Origin of the sequence: Gimesia panareensis (genome assembly GCF_007748155.1) — a bacterium.
In the GTDB taxonomy this organism is placed as follows: Bacteria; Planctomycetota; Planctomycetia; order Planctomycetales; family Planctomycetaceae; genus Gimesia; species Gimesia panareensis.
In genome coordinates, this window is the sequence record NZ_CP037421.1 from 7,170,312 (window position 1) to 7,192,804 (window position 22,493).

16 protein-coding genes are annotated in these 22,493 nt (G+C 54.0%); 7 read left to right on the forward strand and 9 right to left on the reverse strand.

Annotation, left to right across the window (positions count from 1 at the left end):
- Positions 1-440: 440 nt before the first annotated feature.
- Entirely contained in the window at positions 441-1,376 is a 936-nt protein-coding gene (locus Enr10x_RS26960) for a serine O-acetyltransferase (RefSeq protein ID WP_145452110.1), read from the forward strand.
- A gap of 165 nt (positions 1,377-1,541) precedes the next feature.
- On the opposite strand, the gene Enr10x_RS26965 is transcribed toward Enr10x_RS26960, so the two are convergent.
- Positions 1,542-2,369, reverse strand: a complete 828-nt coding sequence (locus Enr10x_RS26965; protein WP_145114809.1) for an FHA domain-containing protein — start codon at positions 2,367-2,369, stop codon at positions 1,542-1,544.
- A gap of 412 nt (positions 2,370-2,781) precedes the next feature.
- Positions 2,782-3,879 carry a hypothetical protein gene (locus Enr10x_RS26970; RefSeq protein ID WP_145452112.1) on the reverse strand — a complete coding sequence of 366 codons (1,098 nt, stop codon included), beginning with the start codon at positions 3,877-3,879 and terminating at the stop codon, positions 2,782-2,784.
- 210 nt (positions 3,880-4,089) lie between these two features.
- On the opposite strand from Enr10x_RS26970, the gene bioD reads away from it, so the two are divergent.
- Positions 4,090-4,818: a dethiobiotin synthase gene (gene bioD, locus Enr10x_RS26975; protein ID WP_145452114.1), complete on the forward strand. Its 729-nt coding sequence runs from the start codon at positions 4,090-4,092 to the stop codon at positions 4,816-4,818.
- 127 nt (positions 4,819-4,945) lie between these two features.
- Positions 4,946-6,865 carry a prolipoprotein diacylglyceryl transferase gene (locus Enr10x_RS26980; protein ID WP_145452116.1) on the forward strand — a complete coding sequence of 640 codons (1,920 nt, stop codon included), beginning with the start codon at positions 4,946-4,948 and terminating at the stop codon, positions 6,863-6,865.
- A 206-nt stretch (positions 6,866-7,071) separates the two neighbouring features.
- Here Enr10x_RS26980 and Enr10x_RS26985 read toward each other — a convergent pair whose 3' ends face one another.
- On the reverse strand, positions 7,072-8,547 hold the full coding sequence (locus tag Enr10x_RS26985; RefSeq protein ID WP_232093151.1) for a Do family serine endopeptidase: 1,476 nt from the start codon (positions 8,545-8,547) through the stop codon (positions 7,072-7,074).
- Between the two features lie 541 nt (positions 8,548-9,088).
- Between Enr10x_RS26985 and rnc the strand changes: the two genes are divergently transcribed.
- Positions 9,089-9,838, forward strand: coding sequence for a ribonuclease III (rnc, locus tag Enr10x_RS26990; RefSeq protein ID WP_145114819.1), 750 nt, complete (start codon positions 9,089-9,091; stop codon positions 9,836-9,838).
- Between the two features lie 426 nt (positions 9,839-10,264).
- Here the strand turns inward: rnc and Enr10x_RS26995 are convergent, their stop codons facing one another.
- Entirely contained in the window at positions 10,265-11,803 is a 1,539-nt protein-coding gene (locus Enr10x_RS26995) for a transglutaminase-like domain-containing protein (protein ID WP_197997387.1), read from the reverse strand.
- A gap of 271 nt (positions 11,804-12,074) precedes the next feature.
- A complete protein-coding gene (locus tag Enr10x_RS30100) occupies positions 12,075-12,584 on the reverse strand; it encodes a hypothetical protein (protein ID WP_197997388.1) in 510 nt (169 codons plus the stop codon).
- 547 nt (positions 12,585-13,131) lie between these two features.
- Here Enr10x_RS30100 and Enr10x_RS27005 point away from each other — a divergent pair.
- A complete protein-coding gene (locus tag Enr10x_RS27005) occupies positions 13,132-14,271 on the forward strand; it encodes a BON domain-containing protein (protein WP_197997389.1) in 1,140 nt (379 codons plus the stop codon).
- A 339-nt stretch (positions 14,272-14,610) separates the two neighbouring features.
- A complete protein-coding gene (locus Enr10x_RS27010; protein ID WP_145452123.1) occupies positions 14,611-15,195 on the forward strand; it encodes a hypothetical protein in 585 nt (194 codons plus the stop codon).
- 131 nt (positions 15,196-15,326) lie between these two features.
- On the opposite strand, the gene Enr10x_RS27015 is transcribed toward Enr10x_RS27010, so the two are convergent.
- Positions 15,327-16,154, reverse strand: coding sequence for a hypothetical protein (locus Enr10x_RS27015; protein WP_145452125.1), 828 nt, complete (start codon positions 16,152-16,154; stop codon positions 15,327-15,329).
- A gap of 272 nt (positions 16,155-16,426) precedes the next feature.
- Between Enr10x_RS27015 and Enr10x_RS27020 the strand changes: the two genes are divergently transcribed.
- On the forward strand, positions 16,427-16,864 hold the full coding sequence (locus Enr10x_RS27020) for a SoxR reducing system RseC family protein (protein WP_145452127.1): 438 nt from the start codon (positions 16,427-16,429) through the stop codon (positions 16,862-16,864).
- Between the two features lie 59 nt (positions 16,865-16,923).
- Here Enr10x_RS27020 and Enr10x_RS27025 read toward each other — a convergent pair whose 3' ends face one another.
- The 3 genes from Enr10x_RS27025 to Enr10x_RS27035 all read right to left on the reverse strand — a co-directional run bounded on the left by Enr10x_RS27025 (position 16,924) and on the right by Enr10x_RS27035 (position 22,380).
- Positions 16,924-18,351 carry a DUF1501 domain-containing protein gene (locus Enr10x_RS27025; protein ID WP_145452129.1) on the reverse strand — a complete coding sequence of 476 codons (1,428 nt, stop codon included), beginning with the start codon at positions 18,349-18,351 and terminating at the stop codon, positions 16,924-16,926.
- A gap of 44 nt (positions 18,352-18,395) precedes the next feature.
- A complete protein-coding gene (locus tag Enr10x_RS27030) occupies positions 18,396-21,593 on the reverse strand; it encodes a PSD1 and planctomycete cytochrome C domain-containing protein (RefSeq protein ID WP_197997390.1) in 3,198 nt (1,065 codons plus the stop codon).
- A gap of 70 nt (positions 21,594-21,663) precedes the next feature.
- The gene (locus tag Enr10x_RS27035; protein ID WP_145452133.1) at positions 21,664-22,380 is read right to left on the reverse strand and encodes a GntR family transcriptional regulator; all 717 of its coding nucleotides are present in this window, start codon (positions 22,378-22,380) and stop codon (positions 21,664-21,666) included.
- Between the last annotated feature and the right edge of the window lie 113 nt (positions 22,381-22,493).

Genomic DNA, 22,493 nt, shown 5'->3' on the forward strand with positions numbered 1-22,493 from the left:
TATCGGCTCCTCGTACAACAGGCATTGAAATGTTTGCCTGAGTTCAGATTGGGTAAACTGACAAAAACGACGCTCTATCGTGTTGCACAGGAATCACTTACAGGAAAGTGTTTCCGAATCATCGGCCGCGCGAAAAGAAATGACCTTGTGCCTGACTGGGAGGGAATTCCGTCAAAGCATCAGGATTAGCTGATCTGGATATAGGGATTGTAAGAAATACTCAATTTCACCCGAGCCGGACGCCGATTTGAGACTAAGCGGCATTTTTTCCTCTGTCTACTTGTCGTCGTTTCGCCGGCGAGCATAAAATTCAGGAATGGTGCCTGTCACTTAAGGCAAATTAAAGAACTTTTACCGATCATGGTGTGTCCTGATCAGCGGGGATTGAGATCAGACATCCCACATCCAATCGATACTCATACACAGGCAGGAAAATTCAAATGGCTACGGATTTTCGGCAAAAAGAACGTCTCCCTGAATTAACCGACCGGATCGTGGAAACCTACCACGAGATTGGCACCGTGCACCATCTGGGACACTGTCCCCTGCCCAGTCAGGACGCGGTCATTGAAGCCGCCCAGGAACTGAAAGACATCATCTTCCCCGGCTACAGCCGTCGCCAGAACCTGCACATGAGCAACGTGACTTACCACGTGGGTAACATCATCGATTCCCTGCATGACATTCTCACCGTGCAGATCGGTCGGGCGATGCGGCACCAGCACGTGCAGAAACATGGAGCCGACTGCGAAAAACTGCAGCAGATCGACTTCGAAGCGGAAGGTCAGAAGAAAACCATCCAGTTCCTGGAAACCATTCCGGAAATCCGTCGCGCCCTGGCCACCGATGTCCAGGCGGCCCTCGACGGCGACCCGGCAGCGACCTGCTTCGACGAAATCATTTTCTGCTACCCCGGCCTGGAAGCGATCACCGTTTATCGGCTCGCTCATGAACTTTATAAGCTGGAGGTACCCATTATCCCCCGGATGCTCTCGGAGTGGGCACACTCGCAGACCGGGATCGACATTCACCCCGGTGCGACTATTGGCCACTCCTTCTTCATTGACCACGGAACCGGGGTCGTGATTGGAGAGACCTGTGAAATCGCCGAAAATGTGAAGGTCTACCAGGGGGTCACCCTGGGGGCTCTCAGCTTTCCCAAAGACTCGGAAGGCCGCATCATCCGCGAACAGAAGCGTCATCCCACCATCGAACGGGGCGTGGTCATCTACGCGAATGCCACCATCCTGGGTGGCGATACCGTCATCGGTCACGACTCCGTGATTGGCGCCAGTGTCTCGCTGATGAAGAGCGTACTGCCCAATACGATCGTCACCATCGAAAAACCGTCACTGCGGTTCCGCGAAGCTTCCTGAGCCTCGCTTTTCCGGAGATTGATCATAGTCTGAACTGACAAAGACCGTGCTACCGCACGGTCTTTTTTTATGTCTCGCTGCTGTCACACTCAGCGCATGAAAAAATCCTGTGTGAGCCAGATCACTGGACTGCACACAGGATTTAATCGCAATAAACGTGTTTCCTCAGGCGATGGCCCGTTGTGATCCACCATCCTCCTCCTGATCGTGGCGGAGCGAACCGACGTGATCCAGGGTCTGGTCCAGTTGGGAGGACAGCTTTTCCTGTGTTTCCAGCAGGGAGGCGGCAGCTGCTTCGTACTGACGCTCGCGACTGGTCAGTTGATCGGCTCGCTGCTGCAGCTCGGCAGAGAACTTCGTCAGTTCTTCCATCATCGTTTCGAGATCGGCCATTAAGCTCGACTGCTCTTCGACAGACAGGTTATCCTGCTCAAGCTCCTGCTCATCTTTCAGTTGATTGACCCGCGACAACAGGGCAGCGGCCCCCTGCTCTCTCCGGGATTCGTACTGTTCGATCATCTGAAAATCCTGCTCGATCAGGTCGACCAGTTCAGAAGCGGACAGTTCCTTGAGACTTGTTTCATTCGTCATTGAGTGATCTCTTTTATCTGGGGTGATGGGAGCGCTCGTCTCTGAAGGCGAGCCAGATAATCCTGCGCGGGAAATGCTCATGGCTGACTGGGAAGATACCTGTCGAAACACGAATTCAATGGGGCCGATCGTAATCACATCGCCGTCAGACAGTACCGACGTGTGATGCGGAATCCCATTCAGTAATAGTCTGGGTTGAGGAGCAATCGCCTCGATCGCGACTTCACCCGCTTCGATGTGGATCACCGTATGCAGGATCGGCATGGACTGACCGGAAATCTGCAGACCACAGCAGGTGCCTGCACCAATCGTCAGACGGTCCCCCTGCAGAGGCCGGACGGGAAACCGAGTTTTCCCTTTGACAATTTCCAGAGAATACTGGGGGGAAGATTCTACGACCACAGACTTTTCAACCTCATGTTGAGACAGGAACTTGATGATTCCTCAGAACCCTGTTTTTCAGGGCTACACAACACTGAATCGACCGTCAGCCGAGGACAGCATAAGAAAACATTCCAGTTACTCTGTGATCAAAATCCATTGATGGTTTTCGCTCCCTGCCACCCCAGACTCTGTAACGGATAGTTAAAATAGAGCGTCTCTCAAAGCCAGTCCTGGCAACAAAACAGGCAAACAGAGTAGAATTTTCCCGTCAGTGGTTTTGTAGATCCTTGTCAACAAAGGAAACACCTCAGTCCGATTTACAATCATCCCCTGGCTGGAGGAATGACCGCATATTCGACTACCGGTTCCAGTCCGTTCACCCGACGCAGGTGAGAATCTCTACAGAATCTGACAGGTTGCTGAGCAGGACTCAGTCGATCTTGCTGCCGGGCAAATCCCGCTTGGTGGGAGGTGGCAGATCGGGCTCCGGCGCTTTGGGCTGCGACGGCGGTGGCTTGTAACCTTCACAGGTCAGTTTCAAATTCCCGCCCAGGGGCACGCGAAAGTCGGAATTCGGATCCAGGGCGGTCCAGCCAGCCATCAGGTCCCGCTGATCGGCATAGCTTCGCGCAACCAGGTAAGTATCATAGCTGTCAGCCCAGACCCGGAAGTTCAGATAAAACAGCTGCGGGTTAATCTTGCGGATCTCCTGACGAAACAGCGACGTCGACTTCGACAGCCGTTCCGCAGTGTCTCCCCGGCCTTCGCGCAATTCCAGGTTCAGGTAGGGCACGCCCCCCACTGCCTTGAGCTTGATCCGCCAGTCCCGGTTACCTACGTTCTTGTTCTCGAACAGTTTCTCAAGCTTGTCGCAGTCGACCGCCTGCTCGGGCGCAGTCACCATCCGGCTCTGGGCAATCGCCTGATACGCCAGTTGCTGCAGCAGTGGGATATCCACACGTAAGATACGGCCATGTCGGCAGATATAATCGACGGGCTTGGCCCCTTTGGGGGCATCGCGAGGGTTCGGCAGATTCACAATCTTCGCGTTCGGAGTCGGTCCCGGATCCGGCGTTTTCGCCAGTTTGGCTTTGATGTCCGCCAGCTCTTTCTCCTTGGTGACAATCGACTTTTCGATCGTCTGCACTTGCTTATCCCGTTCGGCGATCGATTTTTTGAGCTTCTCGATATCAACCCGTATCTCTTTTAATTTCTCCAGCTCCTTTTTCAGCTTCTCAGCCAGGGCCTGCTGTTCTTCGATGTTGACGTTATCTTTCTGCTCCGTCAGCTTTTTGATCATTTCCAGCTGTTCTTTTTCCAGATCCAGCTTCGCGTTGAGTTCCTTCACCTCTTTCTGCGACTCTTCCATCGCTTCCTCGGTGACCGCCCCTTTAATGCGTTCCACCGCTTCACCCACACCCAGCTGGGTCACCGTCAGCATAATGACCAGAATCCCGACCACATTCGTCATCGTATCCAGCAGCGAATCGAGACTGGCGCCACCTGAAGAACTTTTTTTCCGTTTCATAACACGATCTAGAATTAAGAAGCACTGAATATTCGTTTCTTCCCGTCAGGGGGACTCACACAAATCAGCCTGAATTTCCGACCGGGCCCCCCCTGCGGTTTGCATTCGTTACACTATAATCATAAAAGCGAAACAGGGCGGATCGCAAGCAGCGACCGGCAGTAGTTCCCCTAAAACTGACAAGTAGCCCGCCTCTGCAGGAAACAGATTGTGGACGTATTTCCATTACAGATCCCCGGATTCATGGTCGTAGGAACCGATACGGATGTCGGTAAAACCTTTGTCTCCGCCGCCATCGCGCGGCAGTTGACCGCTGAAGGGGTCCGCACCGGCGTTTATAAACCGGCGTGCAGTGGGAGTGTGGCAGACGAATCGACGGGGCAACCCTGCTGGCAAGATGTCGAACTCCTGCGGCAGGCTATTGGTGCGACTGAACTTCCGACCGAACGGATCTGCCCGCAGACGTTTCACGCCCCGCTCGCACCTCCGGTCGCCGCGGAAAAAGAGGGGCGGCAGATCGACGAAACCCTGCTCCTCGAAGGAGTTCGCTGGTGGGAATCCCAGGTGGAATTTCTGATTGTCGAAGGCGTCGGTGGCGTTCTGTGCCCCCTCTCTTCTCAGCAGTTGATCGTGGATTTTGCTGAGAAGCTGCAATATCCACTGCTGATTGTGGCCCGGGCCGGCCTGGGAACCATCAATCACAGCCTGCTCACCATCGAAGTCCTCCAGCAGCGCGGCCTGACCATCGCCGGACTGATCCTGAACGACGTCGATCCTGAACTCAGTGATGAATCCCGCCTCTCCAATGCCGAACAGATCCAGAAATGGACAAGCGTGCCTGTTTTATCTTTTGTCCCCTTTGACTGGCAATCAAACTTGCTTCGGTACCAGACTCAGGACAGAATAGACTGGAGACAGTTATCGCAGGATCTCCTCTGAGTGCTCATACCCGTCACCAGATCACATACGTCTGCCCGCCAGAAATTTCTGGTGATGACCTCACTACCGCCAGTCCTGCCCATGCCCGAGATATCATCAACGCGTCTATCATCAATCGGAGAAATGGATGAGTATTGAAGTTGCCTGCCCCGCCTGTGGAGGTTCCATCCAAATCGAAGAAGCCGGCGAAGTCGTCGCCTGCCCGCTCTGTCAGGTACATCTGCAGATCGATCCTGAAACGAGTGAGGCTCTCCTGGTCTCCATGGAAACAGACGAGGAGCCAGAGGCCACACCAGAATCAGCTGAGTCCCCTGAGGCTGAAGCAGCGACCACTGAAACGGGCGAAGAAACGAAAGCAGCCTCCCCCTTTGACTTTCTTCCCGGGGGTCATCAGGCCCCGAAAGCCGAAACACGCGAAACACCCAAATTCGATTTCCTCCCCGGTGGTTCAAGCGAATCTGCCGAAAACGAATCTGCCGAAAACGAATCAGCAGAGGTAACCGAACCAGAGGTCACAGACGAACCAGCCGAAGAGACACCGACGGAAGCTGCGGCACCACCTGCTGAGGAAGCCACCGTAGAAGCAGCAGATGCCGATACCGAAGAAGCCTCTCCCTTCGCGTTCCTTTCGGAAGGTAATCAGCCTCCCAGAACTGAGACGCGTGAAACACCTAAATTCGATTTCCTGCCCGGTGGCTCAAACGAAACTGCTGACAAAGAACCGGCAGAGGTAACCGAACCAGAAGCCACAGAAGAACAAGTAGAAGAGACGCCGTCTGAAACTGCGGAAGCAACAACAGAGGAAGCTGCAGCAGCAGTTGAAGAGACCGACACTGAGGCGACTCCCGCGGAATCAGAAGCCGCTTCCCCATTCTCCTTCCTCCCAGGCGGCAACGCTGGTGAGTCAACACCGGAGGAAACTGCCCCGCCCGCAAACAACTTCGCATTTCTCCCCGGTGGCGACGGAGCTGACACCGAGGAATCAGAGGCCACAGAAGAAACGGTGGCCGAAACGGAAGCTGAGTCGACCACAGAGGTCGAAACCTCAGCTGCTGAAACCTCCGAATCGGAAGCAACCGAAGCAGCAGCCACGCCCGAGGAGACCAGCAGCGAAGCGACCACTCCTGCAGAAACCACCACTGCCGAGACTGAGTCGACTGAGGCTGAAGCGGAAGCGGCCGAGACTGCCGAGTCCACCCCTGCGACCCCGGAACCGGCAGCTCCTGCACCGCAAAGCTACCGTAAAGAAAAAGTCGTCCCCAAAAAACTGTTCACCCTGACGCTGACATACGCGATCGCCGCCACCATCATGGTCGCCATGCTGCTCTATGCAAAGTACCAGGGTGATCCCCATCAGTTGGAAAGCCTGCCCGACCTGAAACCTCCGATTAAGAATGATGAGATTGCCTTGCAACTGGTTCCGGAAAATGCGGAACTCCCGCCCGGTCATACCCTGCAGCTGGGTGGTCCGGGAAGACGCTTTGGCAATGTCATGGTCACCCCGCTCCGTGTGACCCGCGGACCGCTGGAATTCGAACACTACACCGGCGATGCGAGCAAAACCCGCGAGCATACTGCGGGCGACGTCTTAAAACTCTATCTCAAATTCGAAAACATGTCGGACGATCAGACCTTCGAACCTTTAGATCAGAAACTGCTGCTCTCCCGCGTCCCCGGCAAGACCCCCGACTCCCTGCGGGCCAATAACTTTGTCTGCCGCCTCGATCAGCAGAAACCGGACGGCGAGCGGGTCCTCGTGTACGACATGCCCCCTTCCTGGGAATGGAATCTCAAAGGTCAGAACATCAATCGCGAGACGACACCACAGAAGCTCGCGCCAGGGGAAAGTTTTGAAACCTATATCGCCACGAATGAACAAGGGATTGATTCCCTTACCGGCGAGTTGGTCTGGCGGGTGCAGATCCGTAAAGGCTACAACCCCAAATCGCAGCGCGGCGTGACGACGCTGATTGATGTCGTCTTCAACAGCGATCAGATTCAGAAAGAAGTCCCTACGGAAAGCAAGGCAGCACTGCCCACCAGCTGAATCAGACAATTGTCCGGACTGACCGCGCAATAAAAAACGCCTCGGCAGTACTCCAAGAATACTACCGAGACGTAACGCGGAACCGCATACGATGCGGTGAGGAATTATCAATGAGGACGACTCTTTCCGCTGCTGGTGCTGGCACAAGCCTCGTCTCTCAGAGACTTGTACCAGTCACCCCTTTCAGGAGAGTACAATCCTGAAAACTACTTCTGGACCACAATGAAGCGGGCACCACTGTGGTTCCGGACCAGCAGCAGAACGCTGTCTTTGTCCTTTGCTTCTTTCAATCCAAGATTGAACTGATCCATGGTAGACACTTCAGTTGTCCCAATCTTTTCAATAATCATGCCTTTCATCAGACCGGCTTCCTCTGCAGCACTACCAGGCTCGACTGAGGTGATCACCACCCCGTGAACGTCGTCCGAGTAGCCCAGCTGACTGGCCAGGTCTTTAGTCAGGGCCTGAACTTCAATCTTCAGATCGTTAACGCTGGTCTTCTGCTTCTTTTTGCTGGAGTCATCCAGGGGAGACTCATTTTTGGCTACTGAGAAGCTGTTCGGCATTTCCTGCATTGTGACCTGCTTGTTGATGTGCTTGCCATCCCGCAGCAGTTCCATCGTGTAGGAGTCACCGACTTCCAGCATTTCTACGATACCCTGCAGATTCCGAGGACCGGAGACTTCTTTCCCTGCAAACTTCAGGATGATATCACCTGTCTTCAAGTCTGCTTTAGCAGCAGGAGAACCTTCCATCACCTGAGTGATGATAGCGCCCTGTCCGACTTTGATATCGAAGGACTTGGAGAGATCATTGCTGATCGGCTGGATGCCTACGCCCAGGAAGGAACGTTTCACCTTACCATGATGGATCAGTTCTCCAGAGACCCAGCGAGCCATATTTACAGGAATCGCAAATCCGACACCATCGTATCCACCGCTGCGGCTGGAGATGGCGGTATTGATACCGATCACTTCACCACGCAGGTTCAACAACGGACCACCACTGTTACCAGGGTTGATGGCAGCGTCTGTCTGCAGGTAGTCTTCGCGATCATTGATCCCGGGACCACGACCTTTAGCACTGATGATACCGTTGGTCACACTCATCCCGATCCCAAACGGGTTACCGATTGCCAGTACCCAGTCACCGATTTCCATCTTGGAGCTGTCGCCCAGCGGAATCGCAACCAGATCAGGAGCATCGATCTTAATCACTGCCACATCAGAACGGGGGTCTGTCTTAATGTCGGTCGCGGTGAATTCACGGCCGTCATTCAGGACCACTTTAACAACATCGGCCCCATTCACTACGTGGGAGTTGGTCATAATCAGACCGGATTTATTGATAATGAACCCGGAACCGGTTCCCATCCGACGGGGAGCACGACGGGGCTGACCCTGCTGCTGCTTCAACATGTCTTTGAAACGGGGATCATTTTCAAACAGATCTTTGAATGGTGAATTGTCACCAAACGGCATCACCTTTTGATCTGCCACCTGGGACGTTTTGCTGACAGTCTCTATCGACACGATCGAAGGCATCGCCCGCTTACTGACCTGGCGGAAGACGTTCGACAACTCATGAACGTTGGCAGCGACAGGCACGTCAGAAGAGACATCCTTCTGGGCCATTCCCACTGCTGCACCGACCAGACATGCGCTACCAATAATAGCGAACATCCAGTTTCGATTTCCTGTTAACGCTTTCATTAATACTACCCTCCTAAAATGAAATGGCTTTCAGATATGCCTTGGGCCATCTTCATGCGGATTGAATGAGAAAACTGACTCAAATCCTGAACACGGAAAAAATAAACAATTGGCGGAAAATGGCGGAGATCGCTGCTGGCCGGGAGGGACAACATTGACCGGGTCGTGTGCACAACCTCAAGTTTTCACTCGTTTCATCAAGCGGTTGGACTGTCTATATTACGAGTCGATGCGGGAAATCTGTTGGGACAGCTTGAAAAAAAATTTCAGTTTGCGGCATCACACAGTCGCTGAATCAGGTCTGCCCTGGCAGGAAAACACCTGAAAACCTGAATATTTTTCAACCAATTCCGCGAATCCCTGATTTTTATATTTTCTTCATTTCTATGCTAATGTTAATATATATCACCACTTAGGGAAGATCATTTCAGATTTCCGCGGGCCCCATCTGATTCTGGAAATGATTGACAACCTGATATTCCTCAAAGCCAGCAATTCACAGGAGGCGCGCATGCTGTACGATCTCAATCCCGCAGAGATCGACCAACTCCTTGAGGAGTGTCAACACAATCTGGGTTATGCATTTGCTGACATCGAACTGCTGAAATGCTGTCTGACTCATACTTCTGCCGCCAAAACCCGCATGGATTCCAATGAACGCCTCGAATTCCTGGGCGACGCAATTCTGGGTTCGCTGGTGTGCGAGAAACTGTTCCATCAGTTTCCGAATTCGCCGGAAGGAGAACTCACCCGCATCAAATCGGCCGTAGTCAGCCGCAACACCTGCACGCGACTCGCACGGGAAAAAGACCTCGACCGGTTCATCTTCGTCGGCAAAGGCCTCGCAATGACCGAGACGCTCCCGGAATCGCTGCTGGCTGGCATGTTCGAAGCCATCATCGCCGGCATCTACCTGGATGGCGGTATGGAACCGGTGCACCAGTTTCTGGATCCCCTGATCGAGCGCGAAAATTCGAAAGCCTCCCGCTCCGTGCATGGATTCAATTACAAGAGCCTGCTGCAGCAATACTCACAAAAGAAGTTTTCTCAGACGCCCATCTACGAACTGGTCGACGAAAAAGGCCCCGATCATTCCAAGTTTTTCAAAGTGACCGCCATCATCGGCGAGATCCAGTACGAACCTGCCTGGGGTTCTACCAAGAAAGAAGCCGAACAACGGGCCGCCCTCAACGCACTCAGGAAAAACGAAGACGAACATGGCGAAGAATGGGAACTCCCTTCGATGCCCGATGACGTCTGATTCCCTCGGCCAGCGATTTCCGTGTCTATAAAAAAGAAAGGGCCGAGAGGACACGGGAATCCTCTCGGCTCTAAGATGGGGATGATGTTTTGGAGTGGCCCAGGGTGGGCAGACCCGCCTCCACGGGTCGGTGGGATTGTCTCTCTCTTCTCTCGTGAATTTTGAAGTCTCTCAACTCTTCAAAATTCCATGGGTCTCTCTCTTTACCCACAGCAGACATAATGCAGCATCCGTGCCAAAACCGCAGAGACAATTCCAAATATTGTTGATTCTCCCCACAAACCCCTGAATTGCAGGGCGATTAATCGGGCCGCTTTTTCACTGGATTTTTCCACTCAACAGAAATTGCAAGAATTGCAAAAGGAAAACCTGCGTTTTTCCTTCCCAATGTAACTCTTACAATGCGATTTGTGGGTGCGTCTCTACTCAGCGGGTCGTACCGGGAGTGGTCTCAACGACTTCAATCGAGAGTTTACCCACTGCCTGCAAGATAGGTAAAAAGATCGCCAGCGGAGCCGGGGCATTCTCTGACAGACTGGAATCAGCCAGTTTGATATGGCCTGCACCAATCCCCCCTTGACCCAGAGTCGCGTCCAGGGGAATCCAGCGACCATCCAGATAGACTTCGGTCCACATATGCCCGCCGAAGCTGGCCCGGCTCTGAATATAGACCAGACCGACCGCGACCCGCGAAGGCAGCTTCATGGCTCGCAGCATCGCTGCCAGCAGGACGGCATGTTCCGTACAATCCCCTTCCATATTCTTCGCCACTTCCGCGGCAGAGGCCAGTGCCGTCGAAAAGTTCTTCTTCCGCAGATGCTCGCGCACATATTTTTCCATCAACACCGCCTGCTTCCAGGGGTTGGTCTCTGACTGCACCGCCTGCTTTGCATGTTCGATCACGCGTGGATCGTCAGACTGGAGAAACTGGGTGGGCTGCAGATATTCCGCATCCACTTTTGCTTCAGGAAACGCCTGCGGGGCCGCTGCCTTGCGTACGGTGAGCCGGGCTCGATGGACGTCCAGCTTTTTCACTTCCTGGGTCTCACTCTCCGGCAGCACGGAAGTTGGATCGCCATCCGCCAGCGTAATCTCGTAGACCACCTTCTCCGTCTGATGGGCACCGGGTATCGGCTTGACCTTGATCAGCGTCTGTACCGCCAGATCCAGCTCCTTGCCGGACAACGCTTCTAAAGCCACCTCTTTACTGACCGTGTAGGTAATCATTGCCGACCCCAGAAAGTCGGCCACCGTCTTGGGAATCTTCCCCTCCCGCGTGACATATAAATCGATCGTCATCCCCGGCAACAGCGACTGGTTCATCTCCACATGCAGGCATTCTGCCTGAGCTCCGCCGTATAATTCCGTCTGTTTATACTCACGGGCTTTGAGATCGACTCTGGTGACTTTATTGTATTCTGGCAGCAGCATCGAAAATGACTGCTCCTCTCCCGGCTGCATTGGATGCTGCTGGAAAAACTGCTCTATATAGCTGGGAGAATGAAACGTTGACTCCCATTTCAACTGTGACTGTTTCACCTGATTAGCAACTTTGGTTTTGATCTGCAGTGTCCCGTCGCGGATCTCACCCTCAGACACAGTCGCCCCCGCAGGGGGATTCTGCATTTCAAACATGTAAGACAGCAATTCGCCGCCGGGAGTCTCTTTGGTCTGCAGATGCGTTTCCAGGTTCAAATCCTGGCCGAACCGCTTCAGTTTCAGATAAGAATCGCTCTGCTGTTGAACGATCTGGCTCTCTCCCTGGCCTTCCCGTTGGGTCTGGGAACGGGCATATCCGATCCGTTGATCGTTGACGTAGATCACCTGCCAGACCTCCTTTTCCTGCACTGCAGTTGCCTGTTGCTGCTGTGGGGATTCGGTTTCTACCGCCGGGACCGGTTGCTCGGCGCAGCCAGACAGCAGCCTCAAGAGGCACAGACTGGCTCCCAGAACAGCGTTTCGCATTGTCAGCCAGGATCGTCTTCGGGTGAGCATCATCCGATTCTTTCTAAAGCGCATCGCATTGAAACATAGCATTTCTCAATTTAATATACTCGGTCCAAATGGTCCTGGAGACGCTACAGTAAAACTGGGCACAGTCTAATTGGCGACAGCGTTTCTCAAGTAACCTGACCTCTGGACCAAATGCGTACAGACATAAAAAAAATCCCCACAACTCTCACTTGAGCTGTGGGGACTATTGTAATCGGTTCATGGGACTGCGGGAAACCGGAAATCAGTCCAGATCTTCGTCGAGATCATCATCGCTGTCACCATCTACGTCGTCTCCATCATCGCTGTCGTCCAGATCAACATCATCCAGATCGTCGGTATCATCTGTGGAGTCGGTGTCATCATCGTCTGTATCGTCATTGGTCACCAACTCTTCATCGTCCAGGTCGGCCGCGTCATCGACGGGCACTTTGGCAACGACGGTTTCGCCGTCGACGGGCTCTTTGACCGGTTGAATGAAATACAGTTTCTTGGCATTCTTGGCACGCAGCTGCTCAATCCGCTCTTCCGCTGCCTCCCGCTGATCGTAAGGGAAACGTGACTCTTCCTTCATACTCCCTGTAAAGACCCCCCAGACCAGACGACGACGGACATCGGCTTTCGCAGCCTTCTTCTTCCGAGTAGCCTTCTTTTTCTTTTTGGTGGCTTTCTTTTTGGGAGATGATTTTTCTTCCGCTTCGGCCGCTTCTGCCTGACGGCGCATTTCCAGACGACTGGGAGACTTTCGAGCCATTGTTGATTCTTTGGTAAAATTAAACTCTATTTATATGTTGAAATGGGAACACCTTGGAAGCTAAGCATAACAATTCATTTCTGGAATGACTATGGATAGACAAGTCCTCAGAGGATGAAGAACGCATTTTTTTCATTTTGAAACCACATAATCCACGGACCTGACTCTCCCACCCCTGGATCTGCCCCTCACTCCAGGCCCCGTACCAGTCTCTGCGCTCCCGAATGACCTGCCTGATACAGTGCTGGCCTACAGGAACGCATTTTCCCAAATCCAACCATATTCAGAAAAATAGCACTATCCCCTTACATTTCAAACACTTACAAACAATAAAACACAGAGAACCCGAGAACATTTAACCAATTTCATCGAAATAATCAGAATAACTTATTTAACCGGACCCAGATTACCGATCAATCAGAATATCGATCTCATTGTTTCGTTTGCGCAGCAGGAATGACTCACAGTGCGAACCAGACGATAGATAGAGCTTCTGATGTTATGGACGAAATCAATTATCTCTCTACAATTGGGAACGGAGTTGTTCATGAAACGGTATCGTAAGTGGGTCTTGACGCTGGGGATCATGGCGGTGACTCCCGGTATCACAATGGCCGGACCCTTGGATTTCTTCACGAAGAAATCTGAACAGTCTAGTTCGACCGCTGTCCCGGGCAAAATTTCCAACAATCAGAAAGTCGCCAATGACATTGCCGACGTTCTGCGAAAAGCCCGGTTAACCGGTTACAACATGGAAATCGAATACAACAAAGGAGTTGCAGTCCTGAGCGGTATAATCCCGACTGCGGCTCAAAAAGCTCAGGCGACTGCACTGATCTCACGGGTTAACGGCGTCTCTCGCGTCGACAACCGTCTGATCGTGACCGCTGACGCCCGTAGAACGGCTGCTGCACCGGCTCCTGAGACGAAGAAATCGAGCCTCAATCCTTTCCGCAGAGCCGACGACGTTGTCCAGGCTTCTGCCTCAGCAGATCCCTTCCTCAAAGGATCACTGCAACAGGCTCAGTTTGAACAGTCCGTGGAAAACCGTCGTTCTAACGTGCAGACCATCTCCCATCAGGCTCCTGCTCCTCGCAGTGCCGGTGTGAGTAACCAGCAGATGGCAGAACAACTGGCCAAAGCACTGGGACCTGCCCTGGCCTCAGCCCACGAAGTGGAAATCCGCTTCAAGAACGGCACCGCCATCCTGCAGGGATCCATCGGATCTCCCCGGGAAAAACAGATGGCATCCCAGATTGCCCAGAGCGTGCCGGGTGTCAGAGCCGTGGAAAACCGTCTGCAGGTGCAGGCTTCTGCTCCCCAGACATCGATGATTCAACCCACGAACTACATGAATTATCAGGCTCCAAATCCTGGTCCTGGTGGTGCTCCCATGATGTCACCCCAGCCTGGTATGGGCCCGGTCGCAAACAATGTTTACAACAGCCCGCACCTGCCTGAAACTGCCTGGCCAACCTATGCAAACTACCCGAACTACGCTCAGGTAGCTTATCCCAGCCAGTATTCAGCCAGTGCCTTCCCTTACATCGGGCCCTTCTACCCCTATCCTCAGGTTCCACTGGGATGGCGTCAGGCTCAGCTCGAATGGGATGATGGCTCATGGAAACTGAACTTCCGCCCTCGCACCGACCGCTGGTGGTGGTTCATGAATCCCAAGAACTGGTAAGTCACTCATCAGTTTGACCAGACCATACAAATGCCTTCCGGAAATCGTTTTCTGGAAGGCATTTTTTCTGGCACTGTGACATGAACACAGTCTGAACACGGCTCCGCCAGGGCACTACAGCGGTTTTTATCCGCGAAATCGTCAAAACCGGTAAATTTTCACAAGGTTCCCGGACACACCGTCCGATAACAAGAATAGGAAGTCATAGTCTGTCTGCATCTGGCAGGAAGCCAATCGGCAGAACATGACATCTACTGATCGAGCTCATCGCTCACTAACACTGAACACGAAGTCAACTCACATCAAATCGCTTCGTTCAATTCACCCGGAGGAAGAAGGATGTTCAAAAACGGGAAGCAATTCAGCCGTGCTTTGCTTTTGGGCTGTGCCTGCTTGTTAACAATCGGTACCAGTGGCTGTACGCTGGTGAAAGGCTTTGCTGACGTGGCCTACACAGGGGCAGTCTTCTGGCGGACCACTCCTTTAATCCCAGTTACCGCCTACTGGCAACAGTTGGTCGAAGACACCTACTGGGAAGAAGAACGGTATAATAAAGTACCGATTCTGGATCCCGTCGAAGGCGAACACGCACCGCTGTTCTGTCTCGATCCTCCCAGCCCGGATGAAGTGATTCGTGCTCTGCCGGACAAAACCGGCGGCGGAGTCTGGTTCCTGGCAGAAACCACTCGCAACAACGTCCGCATGGTGGTAGAACCCATCGTAGACCGGATCGGCGAGTGCCGCTTCTACCCGATGGTCGGACCGGCTCGTCAGCACCACTGTCACTACAAGTGCACCGTGTACTATGACAAGACAATCCGTTCCGGCTGGCCGATTCCGTTCTCGAACACCGATCAGACCAAAGAAGTGGTTTACATCGACCACGACCACCTGATCCGCTGTGCCGGACCACCATCTGAATAAGCGTCAGCCAGTGCTCTCCACACCAGAGAGCAGCACGACGCCAAAATAATAAGTCTACCCACCAGCAGGGCCGATGATTCTAACCGGGTGAAAGAATCATCGGCCTTTGCATGCGCGGTGACTCAGATCATTCACTGAGTCGCGAGTCTTTGATCGAGAAAGTCCTCCCACAGTTCTTGCCAGTTGTCGGGCCTGATTTCGACTTTTGTCAACCGGCCGAACTCGTCTGTCTGAACCGCTTCGCTGATCTGATACTTTCCAAATTTAAGCGTGCGCTCTGTGAGACGTCCCTCCCGATAGTGATAGTTGATTTGAATCGAACCATCGTCTGCCTTGATGGAGAGTAGTTTTCTGTCCCGGGAGGTAGAACTTCCACTGACACCATCGGGAACGGACTTGCCCTCCCATTGAATGAACAAGGGCATTGAAGCGGTGAAAAAACCGTCCGAGGTGAAATAATTTCCCAGCAGACTCCGTCCGGGATGCCCGTTGAATACCTCACCGATCGTCAGTCCACCTCGAAATCCCAGCAACACAGTTTGATAACTCTGCGTCGCTGATTTTGAGGCAAGCAGAATCCTGCGATTTTGATAAATGCCGGCGTTTTCCGTGTTCCAATAGTACCAGCCTGAATTCAGAATTGTTTTCTCTGTATCATCCCAGGCGGGTGGAACTGTTTCCCTCCCGCCAGCCAGACCAACAAAGTTTTCGATCTCGACGTAATCTTTCAACAGGTAGAGGGCATGATCGGGACCTGCCGGATGATAGGGCACAGCCTGGTACTTCTCATAATAGTTTTCAACGCCAATCAGAATCTGTCGTAGATGATGCCTGGCCAGGCGATACTGTTCCAGCTCTTGATCCGCATACCAGTCACTGATGTAGTGCCCGAAAACAGCTCCCGTCAGTAACAGGACCAGTAGAACCACCGGCAAAGAAGGAGAGGTAATTTTTTTCATAACGCATACTGCACCAGTTACGAGTTCACCTCTGCATTGATCAGGCTCACATTCACACATCCTGTTTTGACTGCTGATCTCTTTATTTTGCAGGTTTGACCGCGTGAAAACAAGTTTTTTCAACCCACTCACGCGCAGAGACACTGGCACATCGTCCCCGCAGCAGACTACAATCAAGGTCCGCAGGCACACCAGTTTCATCGGGCGACATCAGTACTCTCTTCCAGCCCGATGACCATCCACTTTGACAACACGAATTCTGTGAGCTCCCGATGGCGAAAGCTTCGTATACCCTGCGCGAAGGACGTGTCTACATCCATGAAAAATGCCAGCAGTCGACCCAGGTCAATGGCGGCGACTTCGAAGGCTTATGCAACCCCTTCAATCTCTGCCTGGGCACTGTCTGCGCCCACTGCGGCGGCCCTCGGGCGTTGAGCAGCTTCCACTGGGCCGACACCGGAGAGCAGCTGGATGACTACCGCAGACGGCTCCGCACCAAAGTCCCCCCGATCTATACCTGGTGGTACCTCGGGATCTCCCCTCTGATCGGCCTGATCGCCGGCACCATCATCGGACCGCTGTTCCTGAAAAACAGCAGCCTGCCCGTCGCCGCCGGCTCAGCCCTGGTCGGCGCACTAATTATGTACCTGATCATTGGCCCCAAACTGTTGATGCTGGTGGCCCCGAAAAAGTATTACAAACTGCGATAATTCGAAAGCGAGCTGACGATCCTCTATTCGAAAATCAGCTTCAAAAAGCACCACGGCTCTCAGGCGAGAATATCCTGCACAACGTCTCCGTGCACATCGGTAAGACGATAGTCTCTGCCCGCATGGCGGAACGTGAGGCGTTCGTGGTCGATTCCCAGCTGATGGAGAATCGTCGCATGGAAATCATGCACATGCACGCGATCTTCCGCGACATCGATTCCAAACTCGTCAGAGGCACCATAAGCCAGCCCTCCCTTGATGCCGCCGCCGGCGATCCAGGACGAAAAGACCTGGTGATGGTGTTCGCGTCCCGCATGATCCGGTTTTTCATGATAGGGAGTCCGTCCGAATTCCGTCGTCCAGACGACGAGGGTCTCATCCAGCATGCCCCTCTGCTTGAGATCTCTGATCAAGGCAGCAATCGGTTGATCCACGTTTTGGGCCAACGGTCCATGCGTCGCCATATCTCCATGCGCGTCCCAGTTATTCGATGACCCCACATCAATCAGTTCAATGAATCGCACGCCGCGCTCGGCCAGTCGCCGCGCAACCAGGCACTGCCAGCCAAAACCGGTCTTCTGTCCTGCAGACAGCCCGTACATTTTCAAAGTCGCTGCCGTTTCGTCCGACAGGTCCAGTGCTTCGGGCGCCTCGCGCTGCATGCCGAACGCCGTCTCGAACGAGCGAATTCTCGCTTCCAGTGCATTATCAGCAGGGCGATTCGCCAGATGCTTCCGGTTGGCACTGGCCAGTTGTTCCAGTTCCAGTTCCTGCAACTTCGAAGTCGCCACCTGACGGTGAATGTTCGGAATGGGATCATTGCCTGGAATCATCTGCATCCCCTGATGGCAGCCCGGCAGAAAATCGCTGCCCCACGTCTGTGCTCCCGCATATGGCGCGTGTGGTGCAATCACCACAAACGAAGGCAGGTTCCGGTTGACCGTGCCCAAACCATAGCTGATCCAGGAACCGATGCTCGGCCGCGCAAAAGTCCACGAGCCGCAGTGCATGCCCAGCGTGCTCTCATAGTGATTCGTATGATCCGACTTCAGCGAACGAATCACACATAAATCGTCGACCACCTCACGAATGTGAGGAAACAGATCACTGATCTGCACACCGCTCTCGCCCCCCGGCCGGAACTCCCAGTTGGGCCGCTTGAGGTAACGGGCAAATTCCCCCGTCTTCCCCTGCCAGTTATCCACGGTAATTTTCTTGCCGTGGTTCGCAATCAGCTCCGGCTTGTGATCGAAAGAATCAACGTGGGAAACCCCACCGGTCATATACAGAAAAATCACACGCTTCGCCCGTGGTGGAAAGTGCGGCTGCCGGGGCGCCAGCGGACTGGCGTTCTGCTCCGCTGCCGGCAGCTCTTCAGCCAGCAGGGAACTCAACGCCAAAGCACCGAACCCGCCGCCAAAACGCTGCAAAAACTCCCGGCGTGTTGGAATTGCCTTCTGCCACGATTCGCTGGTTTCACTCGTCATGACTCACACTTTCTTCCTGATTTCACAAACGGCCACCGCGTCCATTAATCTACAAACAAAAATTCATTTCGCGTCAGCAGCGTTCTCGACAATGCACTCCACGCCATCACTTCGCGTGACTCCGGCGGCACCCCGCTCTCACCCAGCGCTGCCGCATACTGTTTGAGAAACTCCCGATTTTCAGCGAGTTGGTCAGCAGCAGGTGGACGCCCCATCGTGATCTGCCAGGCCAGCTCAACTCGCGACTCAGCATCAGGGGCTTCTTTCATCAGTCGCCGGGCCAGAACTTCCGATTGCTGATGCACGAATTCACTGTTCATCAGGTACAGGGCCTGTGTGGGGACAGTGGTCAATTCGCGACGTGCCGTGCTGGCATTCGTGTCCGCTCCATCAAACAGTGCCAGGAATGGATGCCGCTTCAGTCTCTGCTGCATCAAATACACACTGCGGCGGTTTGTCGGATAAACCGCGTAGAACGGATTGTGTTGTGTATAATTCCAGTTTGTCACCGGTGGGAAGGGATGGGCGTCCCCGGGAGTGGCATCCAGATTTCCACTCACCAGCAGCATCGCATCCCGGATCTCTTCAGCACTCAGACGACGTCGATTAAATCGCCAGAGCAGGCGTGCGTCTGGATCGCGTTCGGCTGCCATGGCATCGTAGCCACTCGACTGCTGATAGGTCGCACTGTTCATCATCAGTCGATGCATCGCCTTGAGCGACCAGCGGCTCTCCCGAAAACGACTCGCCAGCCAGTCGAGCAGGTCAGGGTGTGTGGGCAGTTCGCCCCGGTTTCCAAAATCGTTTTCGCTGCCCACCAGCCCGCGTCCAAAATGCTGCTGCCAGATTCGATTCACCATCACCCGCGCAAACAGGGGGTTCTCCTCGTCCGTCAGCCAGGTCGCCAGTTGCAAACGACCGCTGCCGGCTGCCGGAGGGAGCGGTTCCCCTCCCAGGATCTCGAGATTCCGCCGCACCGCCACCGCGCCAGGCTTTTCATGATTGCCGCGAATCTGAATATTCACATCCGCCGGCTTCTCGCCGTCAATGGCCCCGTAATACAGATCTACGTTCGAAAGGGGGCCAGCCTGCTGGAAGGCATCCCGCTCGGCAGTCGACTTCTCCAGTTGCTGCTGGAGTTCCCCGCGTTGCTTCACTGTCGCTGCTAACTGACGTATTTCAGCCGACAGTGACTCTGCGTTTTCGATCGATTCATCGGCCTGCAACAGCGGCTGCACACTGACCGCCAGATTATCAATTTCGTGAGCCGGTGTGGCCCCCGAACCCGGTCCGTACTTATCCACAAACGTTGTATCAATCACGCCGCTCCAGCCCGTGGTGAATCCTTTTCCTTCAAAGGGAACCGCATGACCGGCGCCAGACAAAACGCCAGACCAGGTTTTTTTCTGTAAATCCAGTTTGACCCATACATTGTACCACTGCCCCTGTTTCACCTCGCACAGCGGCTCGTAACGATCATGATTCTTAACGAAGAAGGTCGTGGCACTCACTCCCATTTCGACGGCAGCGGAATGTCCGGGCCCCTGTCCCAGATAGAGACGATAGGCGCCGTTCCCCGCTCCCGCCGCATCGACATTGCGGAGATCGAGATTGTAATACAACACGGGCGCACTCTCAGGGGTGTAGGCCACGGCCAGTTTGCGGACAATCGCGTTATTCTGTGAGTCACCGGCAAAAGCGACGCCGCGCGTCCCCACTGGAAACACATTAGCACGCGGGCTTTGTGCTGAGGCAGAGATCACCGCCGACCCCAGGCTGCCATAAGGCTTCATGGGAGACCGCCCTACCAGCTCTTTCTCAAAACCAGAGAATTCACTCGCAGGCAAAATGGCGCTGATTCGCGTTTCCACTCCTTTCAGCTCCGTTGTCAGCCTCGCGGTCTCTTTTTCAAACGCAGCCAACTGAGTCTCATATCGCGTTTTCTTCTCGGCCTCTGATTCTGGTGAGAGCGCAGGAAACGTATCGTAAGGCCGTTTCTTCTCCTCTGAACCGGGAAATGAATAACGGCTACTGTTAAAGATTCCGTACCAGCCATAATAGTCCGTCATATTGACCGGATCATATTTGTGATCATGACAACGGGCACACCCCAGCGACAGTCCCAGCACGGCTTGGCCGATGGTATCCAGCGTATCCTGAATGGTGAGATGGTGGTAATTCTCCACATCAAAGCCAAACCGCCGCGAGATGGCGATGAAACCTGTGGCCACACACATCTTTCGGTAACGGGCCTCGGCCTCGTCAGACAGCGGTTCGCCTGACTTCTCCAGCAGTTGTCGGGCCAGAATGTCACCGGCAATCTGCTGACGTACAAATTCATCGTAGGGCAAATCGGCGTTGATCGCATCAATCACCCAGTTGCGATATTTAAAAGCCAGCGGTGCCGGGTAATCGGCTGTCTCACCGGCTGTATCCGCATAACGCACTACATCCAGCCAGTGTCTTCCCCAGCGTTCTCCATACGCCCGACTTGCGAGCAGGCGTTCCACAACTTTCGCAAAGGCCTGTGGAGAATCATCTTTCAGGAACGACTCCATTTCCGCAGGCGTCGGCGGCAGTCCCGTCAGATCAAACGTCGCCCGCCGCAGTAAGGTTCGTTTGTCCGCCGCAGGACGCATCGCCAGGCCTGCCTGTTTCAGTTTCGCGTGGATAAATCGATCGATCTCATTCGAAACCGGTAACGCAGCATCAACCTGCGACGGCGCAGGATCCCGGATCGGCTGAAACGACCAGAACTTCCGTTCTTTATCGGTAATCGGTCCGCTGCGCAACTCGGGGCCGGTCCCCAGCTTCGTTCCCTGAGGCCAGACCGCCCCGCTCTCGACCCAGCGCACCACAGCAGCGATTTTATTCGCCTCCAGTTTCTGCTCGGGAGGCATTTCCAGACCGTCAGTATGTCGCAGCGCCTGGACCAGCAGACTGGCATCCGGTTTCCCTGGAATTAATGCTGGCCCGGTCTCCCCCCCTTTGAGGATAGTCGCCTTCTGATCCAGTCGAAGACCCGCTTCTGACTTCTGTGGCCCGTGACACGTAATGCAGTGTTCGATCAACAGTGGGCGAACTTCATTTTCAAACAATGCCAGCGCGGCACGATCATCTGCCCAGGCTGTTTCACTCACCGGGAAAACGGGCGCGAACGTCAGCAGACAGAAGCCGGCAAACAGGAATCCCCTGATACCGGGTCGACCAGCGGCATTCGCCGGAACGACTTCGTCTCGCATGGATTGTTTAATCTTTGATTCGATCAACAAAGGAATCCCCTCAACGTGAGTCACTGCTAAGAAAAAACAATCAGGCCTCAGCTTCCTGTTCCCGTTCGGCTTCCAGCAACAGCCAGTTCTGTAACGAAGAGGTGTGCTCCGACATGGCTTTCTCTGCGACATCCGGATCGCCCGTTTTTAATGCCGAGATTAATAATTTGTGACTGGCAACCGTCTCTTCGCAGGTCCGCGCCGTCACATCGCTGTGACGACGATGCACTCCCGCCAGCCACAACTCCAGTTGCGGCCGTAATCCGCGCCACGCATCCACGAGCCGCGAATTTCCGGAGGCCCGCATAATCGCTTCATGAAAGGCGATGTCGAGAAACGTCAGCTTGAGCAGGTTCGATTCCTGCTCGGTCTGACGGATGTTTTCTTCCAGCGCAATCAGCGTGTCATTCGTCAGACGCGAACAGGCCAGCCTGATCGCCGCCAGTTCCAGCACCTGCCGAAACTCCACGATCTCATGCGCATCCGATAATGTCAGTCTGCGGACCGTCGCCGTCCCCCGTTCATCGAACTCCAGCAGGCCTTCGTTCATCAACTGGAACTTGGCCTGACGAATTGAAGCCCGACTCACGCCCAGCTGCGCCCCGAGACGCGCTTCCGCCAGAGATTCCCCCGGTGCCAGGACACCGGTCAAGATCGCATCTCTCAACTGACTTTCCACATCTTCCGTGACAGATTGCTTCTGAATCTTACGAAACGGAACGTTACTCTCTGATTTGATAGCGGTATTCGTTTTCATCCCCCTATCATGTCTGGTCGACGGTCGACCGTCAACTGAAAACACCAGGAACACAGGAAAACGGCCCCCTTTTCTACCCCACCCCAGGCAACAGTCCCCCTGCCAAACCCATA

Bases quoted from the DNA above. Each gene is read 5' to 3' on its own strand.
- Enr10x_RS26960 (WP_145452110.1), top strand. From the start codon at position 441: ATGGCTACGGATTTTCGGCAAAAAGAACGTCTCCCTGAATTAACCGAC.
- Enr10x_RS26970 (WP_145452112.1), bottom strand. From the start codon at position 3,879: ATGAAACGGAAAAAAAGTTCTTCAGGTGGCGCCAGTCTCGATTCGCTG.
- Enr10x_RS26980 (WP_145452116.1), top strand. From the start codon at position 4,946: ATGAGTATTGAAGTTGCCTGCCCCGCCTGTGGAGGTTCCATCCAAATC.
- Enr10x_RS26985 (WP_232093151.1), bottom strand. From the start codon at position 8,547: ATGTTCGCTATTATTGGTAGCGCATGTCTGGTCGGTGCAGCAGTGGGA.
- rnc (WP_145114819.1), top strand. From the start codon at position 9,089: ATGCTGTACGATCTCAATCCCGCAGAGATCGACCAACTCCTTGAGGAG.
- Enr10x_RS26995 (WP_197997387.1), bottom strand. From the start codon at position 11,803: ATGCGAAACGCTGTTCTGGGAGCCAGTCTGTGCCTCTTGAGGCTGCTG.
- Enr10x_RS30100 (WP_197997388.1), bottom strand. From the start codon at position 12,584: ATGGCTCGAAAGTCTCCCAGTCGTCTGGAAATGCGCCGTCAGGCAGAA.
- Enr10x_RS27005 (WP_197997389.1), top strand. From the start codon at position 13,132: ATGAAACGGTATCGTAAGTGGGTCTTGACGCTGGGGATCATGGCGGTG.
- Enr10x_RS27010 (WP_145452123.1), top strand. From the start codon at position 14,611: ATGTTCAAAAACGGGAAGCAATTCAGCCGTGCTTTGCTTTTGGGCTGT.
- Enr10x_RS27015 (WP_145452125.1), bottom strand. From the start codon at position 16,154: ATGAAAAAAATTACCTCTCCTTCTTTGCCGGTGGTTCTACTGGTCCTG.
- Enr10x_RS27020 (WP_145452127.1), top strand. From the start codon at position 16,427: ATGGCGAAAGCTTCGTATACCCTGCGCGAAGGACGTGTCTACATCCAT.
- Enr10x_RS27025 (WP_145452129.1), bottom strand. From the start codon at position 18,351: ATGACGAGTGAAACCAGCGAATCGTGGCAGAAGGCAATTCCAACACGC.
- Enr10x_RS27030 (WP_197997390.1), bottom strand. From the start codon at position 21,593: ATGCGAGACGAAGTCGTTCCGGCGAATGCCGCTGGTCGACCCGGTATC.
- Enr10x_RS27035 (WP_145452133.1), bottom strand. From the start codon at position 22,380: ATGAAAACGAATACCGCTATCAAATCAGAGAGTAACGTTCCGTTTCGT.